This window comes from Janthinobacterium sp. 1L-D-8-B-C4, assembly GCF_057291295.1.
On the sequence record NZ_JBXAVX010000010.1, the window covers coordinates 35,182 to 50,350 of the forward strand.

General features: G+C 61.2%; 16 protein-coding genes and 1 riboswitch. Of the genes, 10 read left to right on the forward strand and 6 right to left on the reverse strand.

Going from position 1 to position 15,169, the window contains the following annotated elements; translation table 11 throughout:
- Positions 1-107 precede the first annotated feature (107 nt).
- The gene (locus tag AC0Z42_RS17710; protein WP_485469510.1) at positions 108-635 is read left to right on the forward strand and encodes a 5-formyltetrahydrofolate cyclo-ligase; all 528 of its coding nucleotides are present in this window, start codon (positions 108-110) and stop codon (positions 633-635) included.
- 15 nt (positions 636-650) lie between these two features.
- Here AC0Z42_RS17710 and metF read toward each other — a convergent pair whose 3' ends face one another.
- The 4 genes from metF to metK form a co-directional block, all read right to left on the reverse strand.
- Entirely contained in the window at positions 651-1,481 is an 831-nt protein-coding gene (metF, locus tag AC0Z42_RS17715) for a methylenetetrahydrofolate reductase [NAD(P)H] (protein ID WP_485469511.1), read from the reverse strand.
- The gene (locus AC0Z42_RS17720; RefSeq protein WP_485469512.1) at positions 1,468-1,824 is read right to left on the reverse strand and encodes a phage holin family protein; all 357 of its coding nucleotides are present in this window, start codon (positions 1,822-1,824) and stop codon (positions 1,468-1,470) included. The genes metF and AC0Z42_RS17720 overlap by 14 nt, the downstream gene beginning before the upstream one ends.
- A gap of 80 nt (positions 1,825-1,904) precedes the next feature.
- Positions 1,905-3,329, reverse strand: coding sequence for an adenosylhomocysteinase (ahcY, locus tag AC0Z42_RS17725; RefSeq protein ID WP_485469513.1), 1,425 nt, complete (start codon positions 3,327-3,329; stop codon positions 1,905-1,907).
- A 26-nt stretch (positions 3,330-3,355) separates the two neighbouring features.
- A riboswitch (S-adenosyl-L-homocysteine riboswitch) is annotated at positions 3,356-3,423 on the reverse strand.
- Between the two features lie 132 nt (positions 3,424-3,555).
- The gene (gene metK / locus AC0Z42_RS17730; protein WP_485469514.1) at positions 3,556-4,722 is read right to left on the reverse strand and encodes a methionine adenosyltransferase; all 1,167 of its coding nucleotides are present in this window, start codon (positions 4,720-4,722) and stop codon (positions 3,556-3,558) included.
- Between the two features lie 186 nt (positions 4,723-4,908).
- Between metK and AC0Z42_RS17735 the strand changes: the two genes are divergently transcribed.
- The 3 genes from AC0Z42_RS17735 to dapF are packed head-to-tail and all read left to right on the forward strand — an operon-like array spanning position 4,909 to position 7,516.
- The gene (locus AC0Z42_RS17735) at positions 4,909-5,769 is read left to right on the forward strand and encodes a lysophospholipid acyltransferase family protein (RefSeq protein WP_485469515.1); all 861 of its coding nucleotides are present in this window, start codon (positions 4,909-4,911) and stop codon (positions 5,767-5,769) included.
- Positions 5,766-6,647: an LpxL/LpxP family acyltransferase gene (locus tag AC0Z42_RS17740; protein WP_485469516.1), complete on the forward strand. Its 882-nt coding sequence runs from the start codon at positions 5,766-5,768 to the stop codon at positions 6,645-6,647. Before AC0Z42_RS17735 ends, AC0Z42_RS17740 begins: the two co-directional genes overlap by 4 nt.
- 5 nt (positions 6,648-6,652) lie before the next feature.
- Positions 6,653-7,516 (forward strand): diaminopimelate epimerase, encoded by an 864-nt coding sequence (gene dapF / locus AC0Z42_RS17745; RefSeq protein ID WP_485469517.1) that lies wholly within the window; start codon positions 6,653-6,655, stop codon positions 7,514-7,516.
- On the opposite strand, the gene AC0Z42_RS17750 is transcribed toward dapF, so the two are convergent.
- Both AC0Z42_RS17750 and AC0Z42_RS17755 read right to left on the reverse strand, forming a co-directional pair.
- Positions 7,513-8,976, reverse strand: a complete 1,464-nt coding sequence (locus AC0Z42_RS17750; RefSeq protein WP_485469518.1) for a tetratricopeptide repeat protein — start codon at positions 8,974-8,976, stop codon at positions 7,513-7,515. The genes dapF and AC0Z42_RS17750 overlap by 4 nt on opposite strands.
- A gap of 96 nt (positions 8,977-9,072) precedes the next feature.
- Positions 9,073-9,294: a hypothetical protein gene (locus tag AC0Z42_RS17755; RefSeq protein ID WP_485469519.1), complete on the reverse strand. Its 222-nt coding sequence runs from the start codon at positions 9,292-9,294 to the stop codon at positions 9,073-9,075.
- A gap of 123 nt (positions 9,295-9,417) precedes the next feature.
- Here AC0Z42_RS17755 and AC0Z42_RS17760 point away from each other — a divergent pair, with 123 nt between their 5' ends.
- The 6 genes from AC0Z42_RS17760 to hslV all read left to right on the forward strand — a co-directional run bounded on the left by AC0Z42_RS17760 (position 9,418) and on the right by hslV (position 15,140).
- A complete protein-coding gene (locus AC0Z42_RS17760) occupies positions 9,418-10,497 on the forward strand; it encodes a porin (RefSeq protein ID WP_485469520.1) in 1,080 nt (359 codons plus the stop codon).
- A 162-nt stretch (positions 10,498-10,659) separates the two neighbouring features.
- Positions 10,660-11,331: a DUF484 family protein gene (locus tag AC0Z42_RS17765; RefSeq protein WP_485469521.1), complete on the forward strand. Its 672-nt coding sequence runs from the start codon at positions 10,660-10,662 to the stop codon at positions 11,329-11,331.
- Between the two features lie 7 nt (positions 11,332-11,338).
- Positions 11,339-12,292 (forward strand): tyrosine recombinase XerC, encoded by a 954-nt coding sequence (locus AC0Z42_RS17770; protein ID WP_485469522.1) that lies wholly within the window; start codon positions 11,339-11,341, stop codon positions 12,290-12,292.
- A gap of 129 nt (positions 12,293-12,421) precedes the next feature.
- A complete protein-coding gene (locus AC0Z42_RS17775; protein WP_485469523.1) occupies positions 12,422-13,510 on the forward strand; it encodes a CobW family GTP-binding protein in 1,089 nt (362 codons plus the stop codon).
- A gap of 474 nt (positions 13,511-13,984) precedes the next feature.
- A complete protein-coding gene (gene dksA, locus AC0Z42_RS17780) occupies positions 13,985-14,437 on the forward strand; it encodes an RNA polymerase-binding protein DksA (RefSeq protein WP_308923460.1) in 453 nt (150 codons plus the stop codon).
- Between the two features lie 166 nt (positions 14,438-14,603).
- The gene (gene hslV, locus AC0Z42_RS17785; RefSeq protein WP_436565199.1) at positions 14,604-15,140 is read left to right on the forward strand and encodes an ATP-dependent protease subunit HslV; all 537 of its coding nucleotides are present in this window, start codon (positions 14,604-14,606) and stop codon (positions 15,138-15,140) included.
- Positions 15,141-15,169: the final 29 nt, after the last annotated feature.

A 15,169-nucleotide genomic window follows, 5' to 3' on the forward strand; every position in this document is an offset into this window, starting at 1 on the left:
CAATGTACGACTCTCAATGTAGGCTTGATGGTGATATGAATAGCGACCCTAGAATAACATGCGATCCGGCCAGCTCGCCAGCCATTGCTCTACAGGAAAAAAGCAGCTTGCGCAAAGCCCTGCTGGCGGCCCGCCGCACCCTGCCCGAGGCATCCCGCAGCCAGTGGGACGCGGCCATTGCGCAGCGCCTGCTGGCTTGGTGTGCAAATGAAAACATTGCTGAACTTGCCGTCTATTGGCCCCTGCATGGCGAACCGGACCTGCATGCCGCTTACCTGGAACTGGCCGCGCGCGGCGTGGCGCTGGCCTTGCCGGTGGTGCTGGAAAAACATGCGCCGCTGGCGTTTGCCGCCTGGACACCGGGCGAGTCCATGGTCAAGGACGGCATGGGCGTGGCCGTGCCGGCCCAGCTGCGTCTGGTGCCGGCGCCGCCGGTGCTGCTGGTGCCCTGCCTCGGTTTCAATGCCGGACGCTACCGGCTCGGCTATGGTGGTGGTTACTACGACCGCACCCTGGCACATGCGCCGCGCCCGCGCACCCTGGGTATCGCCTACGCTTGCTTGCAAGCACACTTTGCCAGCGACCCATACGACATCGCCCTCGATCACATCGTAACCGAGGGCGACCTGTACTGATACATCAGCAGATAGTTACTTGACCAGCCGCTGCCACAAGGCGGTGGTGGGCGCCGCCTGGTTCATGCTGTAGAAGTGCAGGCCCGGTGCGCCGCCTTCGAGCAGGCGTTCGCACAGGCTGGTCACCACATCGAGGCCAAAGGCCTTGATCGAGGCGCTGTCGTCGCCAAAGCTGGCCAGCTTCAGGCGAACCCAGCGTGGAATTTCCGCGCCGCACATGTCCGAAAAACGCATCAGCTGGGTGTAGTTCGTGATCGGCATGATGCCAGCCACGATCGGCACGTTGATACCGATCTTCTGGGCCTGCTCGACAAACTGGAAATACGCGTCGGCATTGTAGAAGTACTGGGTAATGGCCGCGTCGGCGCCGGCCTGCACCTTGCGCGCAAACGCCTGCAGGTCGTCTTGCGGCGAACGCGCCTGCGGATGCACTTCCGGGTAGGCTGCCACTTCGATATGGAAATGGTCGCCCGTTTCGGCGCGGATGAATTCCACCAGTTCGTTGGCGTAGCGGAATTCGCCCGAAGCGCCATAGCCACTCGGCAAGTCGCCGCGCAAGGCCACGATACGGCTTACGCCGGCCGCCTTGAAGTCGGCCAGCACGGCGCGGATCGATTCGCGCGAGCCACCGACACAAGACAGATGCGGTGCGGCTTGTTCGCCGGCCGCCAGGATCTCGCGCACGGTGTCCAGGGTGCCCTGCTGCGTGGTGCCGCCGGCGCCGAACGTCACCGAAAAATACTTCGGTTGCAGTTCGGACAGCCTGGCGCGCGTGGCACGCAGCTTTTCCGCCCCTTCCAGGGTTTTCGGCGGGAAAAACTCGATACTGAAGTTATGGGTTGCCATCGGTTTTACTCAAAAGTAAGGTCGACAAGGCCCAGGAAATGATGCTGTACAGAATGGCGCCACCCACGGCCGACCAGAAACTGGCGACATGGAAGCCATCGACCACCTGCGCCACCAGCCAGAACAGAAAGCCGTTGATGATCAGAATAAACAAGCCCAGCGACAAAAACGTTACCGGCAAGGTCAGCAGGACCAGCAAGGGACGGATCAGTGCATTGACCAACCCCAGCAAGGCAGCAGCGAACAGCGCGGTCCAGCCGCTGCTCATGGTGATCGAATGCATCAGGTAAGGAACGGCAAACAGGGCTGCCGCATTGATAAACCAGATCAGGAGCAAGCGCATTTCTCTAGCCTGTCAAAAGAAGAGTCAGGCCGGCGCCAGGCGCCGGCCATCGGAGGGTGATGTACAGCCCCGCCTATCGATCAGTAACGATAGTGTTCCGGCTTGTAAGGACCTTCTTGACGCACGCCGATGTAAGCGGCTTGCTCTTCAGTCAGTTCGGTCAGCTGGGCATTCAACTTTTTGAGTTGCAGGCGAGCGACTTTTTCATCGAGGTGTTTCGGCAAGGTGTAGACGCCGACCGGGTAGTTGGCCGTGTTGGCGTACAGTTCGATCTGGGCGATCGTCTGGTTGGCGAACGACGAGCTCATCACGTACGACGGGTGACCGGTACCGCAACCGAGGTTGACCAGGCGGCCCTCGGCCAGCAGGATAATGCGGCGGCCCGACGGGAAGATGATATGGTCGACCTGCGGCTTGATGTTTTCCCACTCGTATTGCTTGAGCGAGGCAACGTCGATTTCATTGTCGAAGTGACCAATGTTGCAGACGATGGCCTGGTCTTTCATGCGCGTCAGGTGATCGTGCGTCAGGATATGGTAGTTGCCGGTGCAGGTCACAAAGATGTCGCCGTGTTCACAAGCGTAATCCATGGTCACCACGCGGTAGCCTTCCATCGCCGCCTGCAGGGCGCAGATCGGATCGACTTCGGTCACCCATACTTGCGCCGACAGCGCGCGCATGGCCTGGGCCGAACCCTTGCCGACGTCACCATAACCGGCGATCACGGCAACTTTGCCGGCGATCATCACGTCGGTAGCGCGCTTGATGCCGTCAACCAGCGACTCGCGGCAGCCATACAGGTTGTCGAATTTCGATTTGGTCACTGAATCGTTGACGTTAATTGCAGGGAAAGCCAGCTTGCCTTCCTTGTGCATCTGGTACAGGCGGTGCACGCCGGTGGTGGTTTCTTCGGTCACGCCGAGGATTTCCGGCAAGCGCTTCGAGTACCAGGCCGGGTCGACCAGCAAACGCTGCTTGATCGAGTTGTACAGGCAGACTTCTTCGTCCGAGGACGGGTTGGCCAGCACCGACAGGTCGGTTTCCGCGCGCACGCCCAGGTGCAGCAGCAGGGTCGCGTCGCCGCCATCGTCGAGGATCATGTTCGAATAGACCGCCTTGCCATCGACCGATGGCCATTCGAAGATGCGGTGCGTGTATTCCCAGTAGTCGTCGAGCGACTCGCCCTTGACGGCAAACACCGGCGTTCCGGCAGCGGCAATGGCGGCGGCGGCATGGTCTTGCGTGGAATAGATATTGCACGAGGCCCAGCGCACTTGCGCGCCCAGTGCTTCCAGGGTCTGGATCAGCACGGCGGTCTGGATGGTCATGTGGATCGAACCGGTAATGCGCGCGCCTTTCAATGGCTGCGCTGCCGCGAATTCTTCGCGGATGGCCATCAGGCCAGGCATTTCCGTTTCAGCAATCTTGATTTCTTTGTTGCCCCATGCGGCCAAGGTGATATCGGCGATGGTGTAGTCGTGTTGCGATTTGAGTACGGCGTTCATCACGCCCTCCTTTCAGTTGTGAAAAAGGTACGTGAGCGCAGTTGCAGGATATTCCGAGCCTGGCGAATTTCTTCGTCGCAACGCTCCTCGGACGCCGGATTTTAGCATTGTCAAGGCCGGCACGCCAATCAAATTCGCCAGGTTTGCCAAGTTACAAGTTCCTGTCAACCATGAAAAAAGCGCCCTCAGCCTTGCGGCGAGGGCGCTTTTCAGGCAGCCGATGCGATTATTTCAGGCCAGCCGCATCGCGCAGCAGGGCCACCTTGTCGGTACGCTCCCAGGTGAATTCCGGCTCTTCGCGGCCGAAGTGGCCGTAGGCGGCGCTCTTCTGGTAGATCGGGCGCAGCAGGTCCAGCATCTGCACGATGCCTTTCGGGCGCAGGTCAAAGTGGGCCAGCACCAGTTTGGCGATTTCGGCGTCAGGAATCACGCCCGTGCCTTCGGTATAGACAGTGATATTGATCGGCTTGGCCACGCCGATGGCGTAGCTGACCTGTACCTGGCACTGGCGCGCCAGGCCGGCGGCGACGATGTTTTTCGCCACGTAGCGGGCGGCGTAGGCGGCCGAACGGTCGACTTTCGATGGATCCTTGCCCGAGAACGCGCCACCGCCATGCGGGGCTGCGCCACCGTAGGTGTCGACGATGATCTTGCGGCCGGTCAGGCCACAATCGCCTTGCGGGCCGCCGATGACAAAGCGGCCGGTCGGGTTGACCAGGAATTTGGTTTCCGTCAGCCACTCGCGCGGCAAAATCGGCTTGATGATTTCTTCGATCACTGCTTCTTCGATCTGCGAGTGCGTCATTTCCGGCGCATGCTGGGTCGACAGCACGACGGTGTGCACGCCGACCGGGCGGCCATCGACATAGCGCAAGGTCACTTGCGATTTCGCATCCGGGCGCAGCCATGGCAAACGGCCGTCCTTGCGCAGCTGCGACTGGCGCTCGACCAGGCGGTGCGCATAGTGAATGGCAGCAGGCATCAGCTCGGCCGTTTCATCGCAGGCATAGCCGAACATCAGGCCCTGGTCGCCGGCGCCTTGATCCAAGTCAATACCCGCGCCTTCATCAACGCCTTGCGCGATGTCGGGCGACTGCTTGTCGTAAGCCACCAGCACGGCGCAACCCTTGTAGTCGATGCCGTATTCGGTGTTGTCGTAACCGATGCGTTTGATGGTCTCGCGCGCAACTTGAATATAATCGACATTGGCGTGGGTGGTAATTTCGCCCGCCAGCACCACCAGGCCGGTGTTGCACAGGGTTTCGGCGGCCACGCGGGCGTTCGGGTCCTGGGTCAGGATGGCGTCGAGAATGGCGTCGGAAATTTGATCGGCAACCTTGTCGGGATGGCCTTCCGAGACGGATTCGGACGTGAAGAGATAATCGTTGGACATGCAAGCTCCTGTTTACTATGTGAATGTTCTGTCGCAGTAAAGAGGATTTGCCTGCGACGCTTTAGCGATATTTATATTCCGCTTCGCAAGTTGTCTATTAACTCAGCGGATACTACAACGTGGTATTTTACGCTTCTTAAAAAATTTTGGCAGTGCAACACGCCATACTTTAGAAACAGATCATTCATGCTCGTCCCCATCTTCCGCTTTTTATCCCTGTTTCCCCTGCCCTTTCTGCATGCGCTCGGCGCTGCCATGGGCTGGGTGATTTACGCCATTTCACCTTCGTATCGCCGCCGCATGCGCGAGAACATGGCCGGTGCGGGGTTTTCGCAACACTTGCATGCGGCCGTCGCCGAAGCAGGCAAGAGCGTGCTGGAATTACCCTTTATCTGGTGCGCGCCAGCCGAGCGCGTGGCGCGCCATGCGACGGTGGAAAACTGGCAACTGGTCGAGCAGGCGCTCGCGCATGGCCGCGGCATCGTGTTTTTGACGCCGCACCTGGGCTGCTTTGAAATTGTCGCCCAGCAGATCGCGCTGCGCACGGCGCTGACCGTGATGTACCGCCCACCGAAGCGCGCCGCCCTGAAACCGCTGATCGAAGGCGCGCGCGCGCGTGAAAACCTGATGCTGGCGCCGGCCAACATGTCGGGCGTGCGTATCTTTGCCAAATGTTTGAAGAAGGGCCAGCCGATCGGCCTGCTGCCCGACCAGGTGCCGCAGGAAGGCGAAGGCGTGTGGGCCGAGTTCTTTGGCCGCCCGGCCTACACCATGACGTTGCCGGCCAAGCTGGCGCAGATGGGTGGCGCAGAAGTCATCATTACTTATGCCGAGCGCCTGCCGGGCGGGCGCGGCTACCGCGTGCATTTCGTGCCGTTTACGGAGTCGCTCGATGGCACGTCGGCCGAACAGGCGCGCACCATCAATGCGGCGATGGAACAACTGATCGCGCGCAGCCCGGCGCAATACCTGTGGAGCTACAACCGCTTCAAGGTGCCGCGCGGCGCGGCGCCACCGACCACCACGCCGGCCGGAGCGCAGTCATGAGGCTGCTGATCGGCTTCATGTGGCTGCTGCACTGGCTGCCGCTGCCCATCCTGGGCCGCTTCGGCGCCGGCATCGGCAATCTGCTGTTCATCGTCATGGGTCCGCGGCGCAACATCGCCCTGACCAACTTGCGCCTGTGCATGCCGGAACTGACGGAATCGCAGCGCCGCACCTTGGTGCGCCAGCATTTCCAGGCCTATTCGCGCAGTGTCTGGGAACGCAGCATTTTATGGTGGGCTTCGGAAGCGCGCCTGAACCGCCTGATCAAGAAGGTGCCGGCATTTCCCGGCATGCAGATTGCATCGAAACCGACTATCCTGCTGTGCCCGCATTTTGTCTGCCTGGATGTGGCCGGCGCCGCCACCGCGATGGAAATCGAAGCGTCGTCGATGTATGTGCAGCAAAAGAACGCCGTGTTCGACAAGGCCTTGCGCGACGGCCGCTCGCGCTTCAAGCCATCGCGGCTGTTTACGCGCCAGGACGGCATCAAGACCATCTTGCGCGCGCTGCGCGACGGCCTGCCCTACTTCATGCTGCCGGACATGGATTTCGGCGAAAAGGACGCCGAGTTCGTGCCCTTCTTCGGCGTGCCGGCCGCCACCCTGACAGCCACCGCGCGCCTGGCGATGGCGGCCCGCGCGCAGGTCATTCCCGTGATTGCCACCTTCCTGCCCAACTACCAGGGCTGGCAGGTGACCTACTATCCGGCCTGGGACGATTACCCGGGCGACGACATCACGGCCGCCACGCGCCGCATGAACGAATTCATCGAAGAGCGCGTGCGCGAAGCGCCGGCCGAATATTTCTGGACTCACAAGCGCTTCAAGACGCGTCCGGCAGGCGAAGCCTCGTTCTATCACCAGCAAAACCAAGACTGAACAGCATGAAACTGAACTTTACCAAGATGCACGGCGCCGGCAATGACTTCATCGTCATCGACGCCATCAGCCAGCAGATCGATTTCACGCCAGCACAGTGGCAGCGGCTGGCCGACCGCCGTTTCGGCATCGGCGCCGACCAGATCCTGGTGGTCGAAGCGGCACGCCTGCCCGGCTGCGATTTCCGCTACCGCATCTATAACAACGACGGCGGCGAAGTGGAACAGTGCGGCAACGGCGCGCGCGCGTTTGTCAAATTCGTCAGTGAAAAAGGCTTGTCGGAAAAACGCAGCATCAGCGTCGAAACCATGGCCGGCGTGATCGCGCCACGCCTGGAGCTCGATGGCTCAATCACGGTCGACATGGGTGCGCCGGTACTGGCGCCGGCGCTGGTGCCGTTCGATGCAAGCGGCCTGGACGGCGTGCCGCAAGGCAACGATACCAGCTGGCCGCTGGACCTGGCGCTGCCGGGCAACGCTGCCACGGTGCTGGTGTCGGTAGTGTCGATGGGCAACCCGCACGCGGTGCAGGTGGTCGACGATGTCGACGCAGAAAACCTCGAAGCATCAGGCCCGCTGATCGAGCATCACCGGCGCTTTCCGCGCAGGGTCAACGCCGGCTACATGCAGGTGATCGACCGCCACCATGTAAAGTTGCGCGTGTATGAACGGGGCGCCGGCGAAACCCTCGCTTGCGGCACCGGCGCCTGCGCTGCCGCCGTGGCCGGCATCTTGCGCGGCCTGCTCGATTCCCCGGTGCGCATCAGCGCGCGCGGCGGCGAACTGTCGATCGCCTGGCAAGGACCGGGCCAGCCGGTCCTGATGACAGGGCCGGCCGTGACGGTCTTCGAAGGCCAGATCGAGGTTTAAGCGGCCAGGAACTCCTGTTCCTGCGGCGCGTCCAGTTCTGCCAGATAGCATTTCAGGCGGTACAGGCGCTGCCGGTAATTGCCTTCCGGGCCGTCGATGCCGCAATCGACGCGCTCGAACGTGCGCAGCACCTGGTCCAGTACCTGGCGTTCCTGCGCCGAGCGGATCAGCGCCAGGCGCCGCTTGCCGCGGCCATGCGTGGCGCTGATATCGATCAGCAAACAATGTCCCTGGTCGGCCGCATGCACATCGAGCAGCAGCGCTTCGGCGCGCGTCAGGTGAAAGCAGCGCGCCAGCGCCAGACGCCCCGCCAGCAAGGGCTGGCTCAGATCAAGTTCACGCTTGAGTGCGGCACTGTGCGCGCTGGCAAACTGGCCCCAGTCACCGGGTTCGGTGCGCGGCGCGATTTTCGCCAGCACCGCCTCGGCCTCGCCGCTGCCTTGCGACTGCGCCTGCAACAGCCAATAGGCGGCGCGCACGTCGCTGTTGACGCCGTCGCGGCGGTTACGCCAGGCGTGCATGCCGCATTCGAGCTGGGCCGGTCCATGGCCCAGGTCGGCCGCACGCTCCAGGCAGCAATGCGCTTCGACCACATTACGCTGGGAAAATTCGGGTTTGGTGTAAATGCGCGACAGCACGAACCAGGCTTCGGCCAGACCTTGCTCGCCGGCCTGCGTCAGCCAGCGTACGGCACGCTTGAAATTGGCCGCGCCGTTGCGCGCGGCCAGCTTGCGGCCATGGGCGTCCATGCGCGCATAGCCGAGCCCCAGTTCCAGCTGCGCGGCGCGGTCGCCGCCGTGCGCGGCCAGTTCGCAGCACTGCCAGCTTTCGGTGCCGCCAGTAGGCGCCAGCGCCTGCGCGCAGCGCGACAACAGCAGCACCTGCGCTGGCGTCAGGGCGATGCTGCGCGCGCCGTTGACGGCCTGGCGCTGCAGCAATTCACGCGCCAGCGGCATCGCATGGGTCAGGAAACCGGCCTGGTCACCCGACAGCCAGGCCTGCTCCAGCCAGGCGTCACCGCCGCGCTGTTGCACCGGGTCCTGCACGCCATCCTGGCGCGACAGCAGCCACAGCGCATCGGGCAAACCGGCCCGGGCCGCCGCTTCCAGCCCCAGCCTGGCCTTGACGCGCACCGCCTCGCAGTGCTTGGCGCAATCGGCCAGCACCAGTTGCGCCAGCACCAGGCCGGCCTGCGGCAAGCCGGCGTCAAACGCCTGTTCATAATAGGGGATGAGTGCCTTGGCCGCCGCTTGCGCCAGTTCGAACGGCACATGCGTGCCGATCAACAAGCATGCTTCTTCGCTGCCTTCCTGCGCCGCGCGCGCCAGCCAATGCAAGGCCGTCGGCACGCTTTTCGGCACGCCGTGGCCAAACAGATACACTCTTCCCAGCGCCAGTTGGCAAACGACATCGCCCGCGCGCGCTCCCTTGATCAATCCTAAAATTTCGCGATTTGCCATCGATTCTCTATATTGAGTCAATGATTCTAATAATCTGCTGTCTCCTGGCTTGCAACGGCTCGACACGTCAAAAACGCTGTGACGCCATGCAAACTGTTACATAGTGTAACTTCCTTGTGGTCGAAATTCGATATTGCAAAAAGGAAAATTGATTAAACGCAATATGCCCTTTGGTTGCAAGCATGCTGGCGGCATCAAAATAGTGGCACCGCAGGAGGCAGCAGCAGAGGCAGTTGGCGCACGCGAGAAAAACCCGGCGTTACGAAAATACAACAGCACAGGCTGCTTGTCGGGTTTTCCACCAATTTTTTCATCCATATTTGACCAATCCCGCGCGTGCGCCGTGTCGAAGACTTAAGGTTGACTCATCGAAACGCGGCTATCGGCGCTTTCACTCTGCTCGGATCTCTGACGGAAACCACCTTAACTAGGGAAAAAGACATGAAAAAATCACTCGTTGCCCTCGCACTGTTCGGCGCCTTTGCCGCCACCGCACAAGCACAATCGTCGGTACAAATCTACGGCACCGTCGATGCCGGCCTGGCCAAAGCCACCAACGGCACCACTTCCGTCAGCAAGCGCGACAACAACAAACTGGGTTTCAAAGGCACGGAAGATCTGGGCAATGGCCTGAAAGCTATTTTCCAACTGGAAATCCGCTATGAGACCGATACCGGCACGCTGGAAAACACTTCGGGCACCAATTCGCGTCCATTCTTCCAAGGTCAAAGCCGCGTCGGCCTGCAAGGCGACTTCGGTACCGTCCGCCTGGGCCGTGGCCTGACCGCTTTCCAGGAAACCAGCACCGCGTTTGAGCCATGGTCCGGCATGCCGACCCAGGCTGGCTTCCAGACCGACCTGACCGTTGCCGCCTACACCAGCGATCCGCTGAGCGCAAACGGCAACTCGCGCAACCGTTTCTCGAACGCCGTGTTCTACAACTCGCCAGTATTTGCCGGCTTCCAGTTCAATGCCACCGTGGCCGCCAAGGAAGCGAACAACAACTCCGCTATTGCCGCCAGCTTGCCGAACGCCTTCACGAATGCTACCGGCAACTTCGCGCTGCCAGCAAACGTTGCACCAGCATCGAATCCTTATTCGGTATCGGTCACCTACAACAACGCGCAGTTCGCCGCCATGGGCGCCTACGAGCGCAATGGCGTGCAAGCCAAGCTGTGGTCGGTCGGTGCATCGTTCAATGTTGCGCCGGAACTGAAACTGATGGCGTCGTACCAGCACCAGGACGACAGCAACTTCAAGCTCATCAACACCGACACCAAGGCTTGGGTGCTGGGCATGAACTATGACGTCGGCCCGGGCAAGATCCGCGCTGGCTACGGCCAGAAAACGCCGGATGGCGTGGTCAAGACCAAGCAGGCTTCGCTGGGCTACGATTACAACCTGTCGAAACGCACCTACGTCTACGCCGACATCTCGAACAAAAAACAGGCTAGCGCCACCAACTACAATAACTCGACGACCATCAACTACGTGGGCCTCGGCTTGCACCACAATTTCTAATGGCCTGACATGGCGCCTGTAACGGGCGGCATGCACCATGGAATATCAGGCGGCATGGGCAACCATGCCGCTTTTTTCATGGCCGCACGCTTTTGCACCATCGCACGGCGTGCCGTCGGTTAGAATCAGGCAATTTCCCATGACTACTGATTGCATCCATCAATGACCGCCCCACTCGACGCAAGCACCGTCGCCCAGTATCTGAGCGAGCACCCGAACTTTTTCGAAGAACACACCACCCTGCTCGGTGAAGTCAAGCTCTGCAGCCCGCTGACGGGGCGCACCATCTCGCTGCAGGAGCGCCAGATGGAAGTGATGCGCGACAAGTACAAGGCGCTCGAACTGCGCATGTCCAACCTCAGCCGCGTGGCCCAGGAAAACGGCGCCATCGCCAACAAATTTCATGGCTGGAACCAGGCCATGCTGCAAGTGCGCGAGGACGGCGCCATGCCGCGCGTGCTGGTCGACGCCCTGCAAAGCCATTTCGACGTGCCCCATGCCAGCCTGCGGCTGTGGCAGCTTGCGCCCGAATTCGCCGATGCCTGGTATGCCCAGGACGTGACGGCCGATGTACGCATGTTCGCCAATGGCCTGCAAACCCCGTATTGCGGCAGCAACCGCGATTTCGAGGCCGTGCACTGGCTGCAATCGGACAAGATCGCATCGACCGTGATGATTGCCTTGCGCGCGCCGCGCGCCACTGGCACTTTTGGCTTGCTGGTGCTGGGCTCGCCCGACAGCGAACGCTTCACGTCCAGCATGGGTACCGATTTCCTGGTGCATATCGGCGCCACCGCCAGCGCGGCGCTGGCCGCGTTGCGCGCACCGGCGTAAAGCAGCAATGAGTCAGGCGCGCGACAAGGCCGGGTGGATCAGCGCCTGGCTGGCGCAGCTGGAAACCCAGCGCAAGCTGTCGCCGCACACCGTGGCGGCCTATCGGCGCGACCTGCATGAATTGCTGGTGCTGAGCGGCGATATCGCCTGGCAGACGCTGGCGCATCAGGAAGTGCGCCGCTACACCTCGAAACTGCACGCCAGCGGCCTGGAGCCGCGCTCGATCGCCCGCAAGCTGTCGGCCTGGCGCGGCTTTTTCGACTGGCTGGCCGGCGAGACGACGATAGATGCCAATCCAGTCGACGGCATCCGTGCGCCCAAGCGTTCAAAGACCTTGCCCAAGGCCTTGTCGGTCGATGACGCCGTGCGCCTGGTAGCGCCCGCGCCGTACCAAGAGGGCAAAGCGGAATCCGATGAATTGTGCAGCCGCGCCATGTTCGAACTGCTGTATTCGAGCGGCCTGCGCGTGTCCGAGCTGACCAGCCTGGACACCCATTACCACAAGGCCGACGGCGTCCAGCCCGCATCAAAAGGCTGGATCGACATGGCCAGTTTCGAAGTGGTGGTGACCGGCAAGGGCGACAAGATGCGCAAGGTTCCGGTTGGCAAGGCGGCCCTGGTCGCCCTGTCGGCCTGGCTGGCGGTGCGCCCGCCCCCGCAAGACGGCAGCGCGGCGCTGTTCCTGAGTACGCGCGGCACGCGCATCTCGCCACGCGTACTGCAGCTGCGCCTGAAGGCGCATGCGCTGGCGACCGGCATTCCCGCCAATGTGCACCCGCATGTGCTGCGCCACTCGTTCGCCTCGCATCTGCTGCAATCGTCGGGCGACCTGCGCGCAGTGCAGGAAATGCTGGGCCACTCGAGCATCACCTCGACCCAGGTATATACGGCGCTCGATTTCCAGCATCTGTCGGAGGTGTACGACAAGACGCATCCGCGCGCGAAGATCGGGCAAGGCTGACGGCGCCTGGCCGCCTGATCCATATCAAGCCGATTCCGCCGCATTTGCAAGCATTTGTAAAATTCCGGCATAATCGTCCGATACGCCCGCTGGCAGGCGCAACATCGACTCACCGCACAGGTACTCTACATGGCAATGATCCCCGCTACCATCCTCACCGGCTTTCTGGGCGCCGGCAAAACCACTTTGCTGAACCGCATCTTGCAGGAAGACCACGGCATGCGCATTGCCGTGATCGAAAATGAATTTGGCCAGGAAAACATCGACAATGAAATCCTGGTGCAAGACAGCAGCGAACAGATCATTGAAATGAACAACGGCTGCATCTGCTGCACCGTGCGCGGCGACCTGATCGTGGCGCTGACGGCGCTGGCGCAAAAGCGCGACGCGGGCACCCTGGCATTCGACCGCGTCGTCATCGAAACGACAGGCCTGGCCAATCCGGGCCCGGTGGCACAAACCTTTTTTGTCGATGAAGAGGTGGGCAGCCATTACATGCTCGACGCCATCATCACCGTGGTCGATGCACGCCACGCGATGCAGCAACTCGACGACTACGAAGAGGCACAGCGTCAAGTCGGCTTTGCCGACAAGCTGCTGTTGTCAAAAACCGACCTGGTCAGCGAAGACGAACTGGACATCCTGAGCCGCCGCCTGAAACGCATCAATCCGCGCGCGCCGATAGGCAAGGTCGATTTCGGCCGCGCGCCGCTGGCGGAAGTGCTCGATATCCGCGGCTTCAACCTGAACGAAAAGCTGGAGCTGGACCCGGATTTCCTGGCTACCGAAAGCGACCACGTCCACGATCACGACCATCAGCACGACCATGCACACGAGCACAAGCATGGTGGCGAACACGAGCACAGCGACGCCTGCGCCACCGATTGCGGCCATGCAGACCATCACCACGCCCACCACAGCGACGATATTGCCGCCTTTGTATTCAAAAGCACGCAACCGTTCGACAGCGCCAAGCTCGACGAGTTCCTGGGCGGCCTGGTGCAGGTATATGGTCCGCGCATGCTGCGCTACAAGGGCGTGCTGCTGATGCAGGGCGCCGAACGCAAGGTGGTGTTCCAGGGCGTGCATCAGCTGATGGGCAGCGACCTGGGCGCCAAATGGGGCGAAGGCGAAGTACGCGGCAGCAAAATGGTGTTTATTGGCAAAAATCTACCAAAAGATATTTTTATTCGCGGACTCGAACAATGTTTGGTATAAACTAGCCGGGTTTTGCAATTTACCCATTGCAAACAGGAAAGGGAAAGTCAAGCATGCTTTCCCGCCGTCCGCAGGCAAACTTGCCGGAATAAACCGAGAGGAGCGACAGATGATCGCTCAGGCAACAAATCGGGATGGCAATATACGGCAAAGCATGCCAAAATCAGCGACGAAAACGGCCCTTGTCGTGAGCCTGTCATGAAAGACTGGCAAACTGCCGATGGCGGCACGCCAGGCATGAAACCGATCCACCCAACACGCCTGTCAACGCACCTGGTGCGAGACTGGATAAAGCGGTAAAAAGTTATCAACATGGCATTATGGCCGGACGGCAGTCCTGGCCTGTGCCGGCAAGCCAAGGTCGCAAGCAGTACATCCGGACAGTAATGCCAAGCGGAACCTGTACAGTTGCTCGGCATCGCCGCATCAACTGATCAATTTGAAAACTCTGTCGTATCGAAGGTAAGCGAAGTCATGACCAAAACTAATAAATCGACCCCGGCCGCCAATCAGGACATCCCCGTCATCAGCGAAGAAGCGATTCGCGCCATGAGCGAGGATGACTACATGAATCCGGCACAACTGGCATTCTTCAAGGCGCGCCTGCAACAGCTGGAAAAAGAGCTGCTGAAAAACGCCGGCGAAACCACCGAACACCTGCGCGAAACCGTGCTGGTACCCGATCCGGCCGACCGCGCCACCATCGAGGAAGAGCATGCGCTGGAACTGCGCACGCGCGACCGCGAGCGCAAATTGCTGAAAAAAGTACAGCAATCGATCGCCAGCATCGACGGCGGCGACTATGGCTGGTGCGAAGAAACGGGCGAGCCGATCGGCATTCCGCGACTGATCGCGCGCCCCACCGCCACCCTGTCGCTGGAAGCCCAGCAACGGCGCGAACTGAAACAGAAACTGTACGGCGACTGATTTTTCCGTCGTCCTGACGCAGGTAAAAGCATGCGGCCCCGGGCCGCATGCTTTTTTTTCGCCCCTGCTTCGCCGCTTTCCGTATCGCTTGCAATTGCCTGAACCATCCCCACCTCAAGCCCATCACGGCGCAATCGCCGACTCGGCACGACACTTTGAGGGCACTATGGAACAATTTCACGGCACCACCATTCTCTGCGTACGGCGCGGCAAACAAGTCGCCCTCGGCGGGGACGGCCAGGTCACCCTGGGCAATATCGTCATGAAGGGCACGGCCCGCAAGGTACGCAAGCTGTACCAGGGCAAGGTCCTGGTCGGCTTCGCCGGCGGCACTGCCGACGCCTTTACCCTGCTCGACCGCTTCGAAGGCAAGCTGGAAAAACACCAGGGCAATTTGCTGCGCGCCTCGGTGGAACTGGCCAAGGACTGGCGCACCGACCGCGTGCTGCGCCGCCTGGAGGCGATGCTGCTGGTGGCCGACAGCGAGTCGACCCTGGTCATTACCGGCAATGGCGACGTGCTGGAACCGGAAGACGGCATCGGCGCCATCGGTTCGGGCGGCATTTACGCCCAGTCGGCCGCCAAGGCACTGCAGGAAAACACCGACCTGTCGCCAGCCGAAGTGGTCAAGAAATCGCTGACGATTGCCGCCGAGCTGTGCATCTACACCAATATGTCGCACATCATCGAGACCCTGGACTAAGCGTCCCCGAGTAAAGAATACAGAAAGCC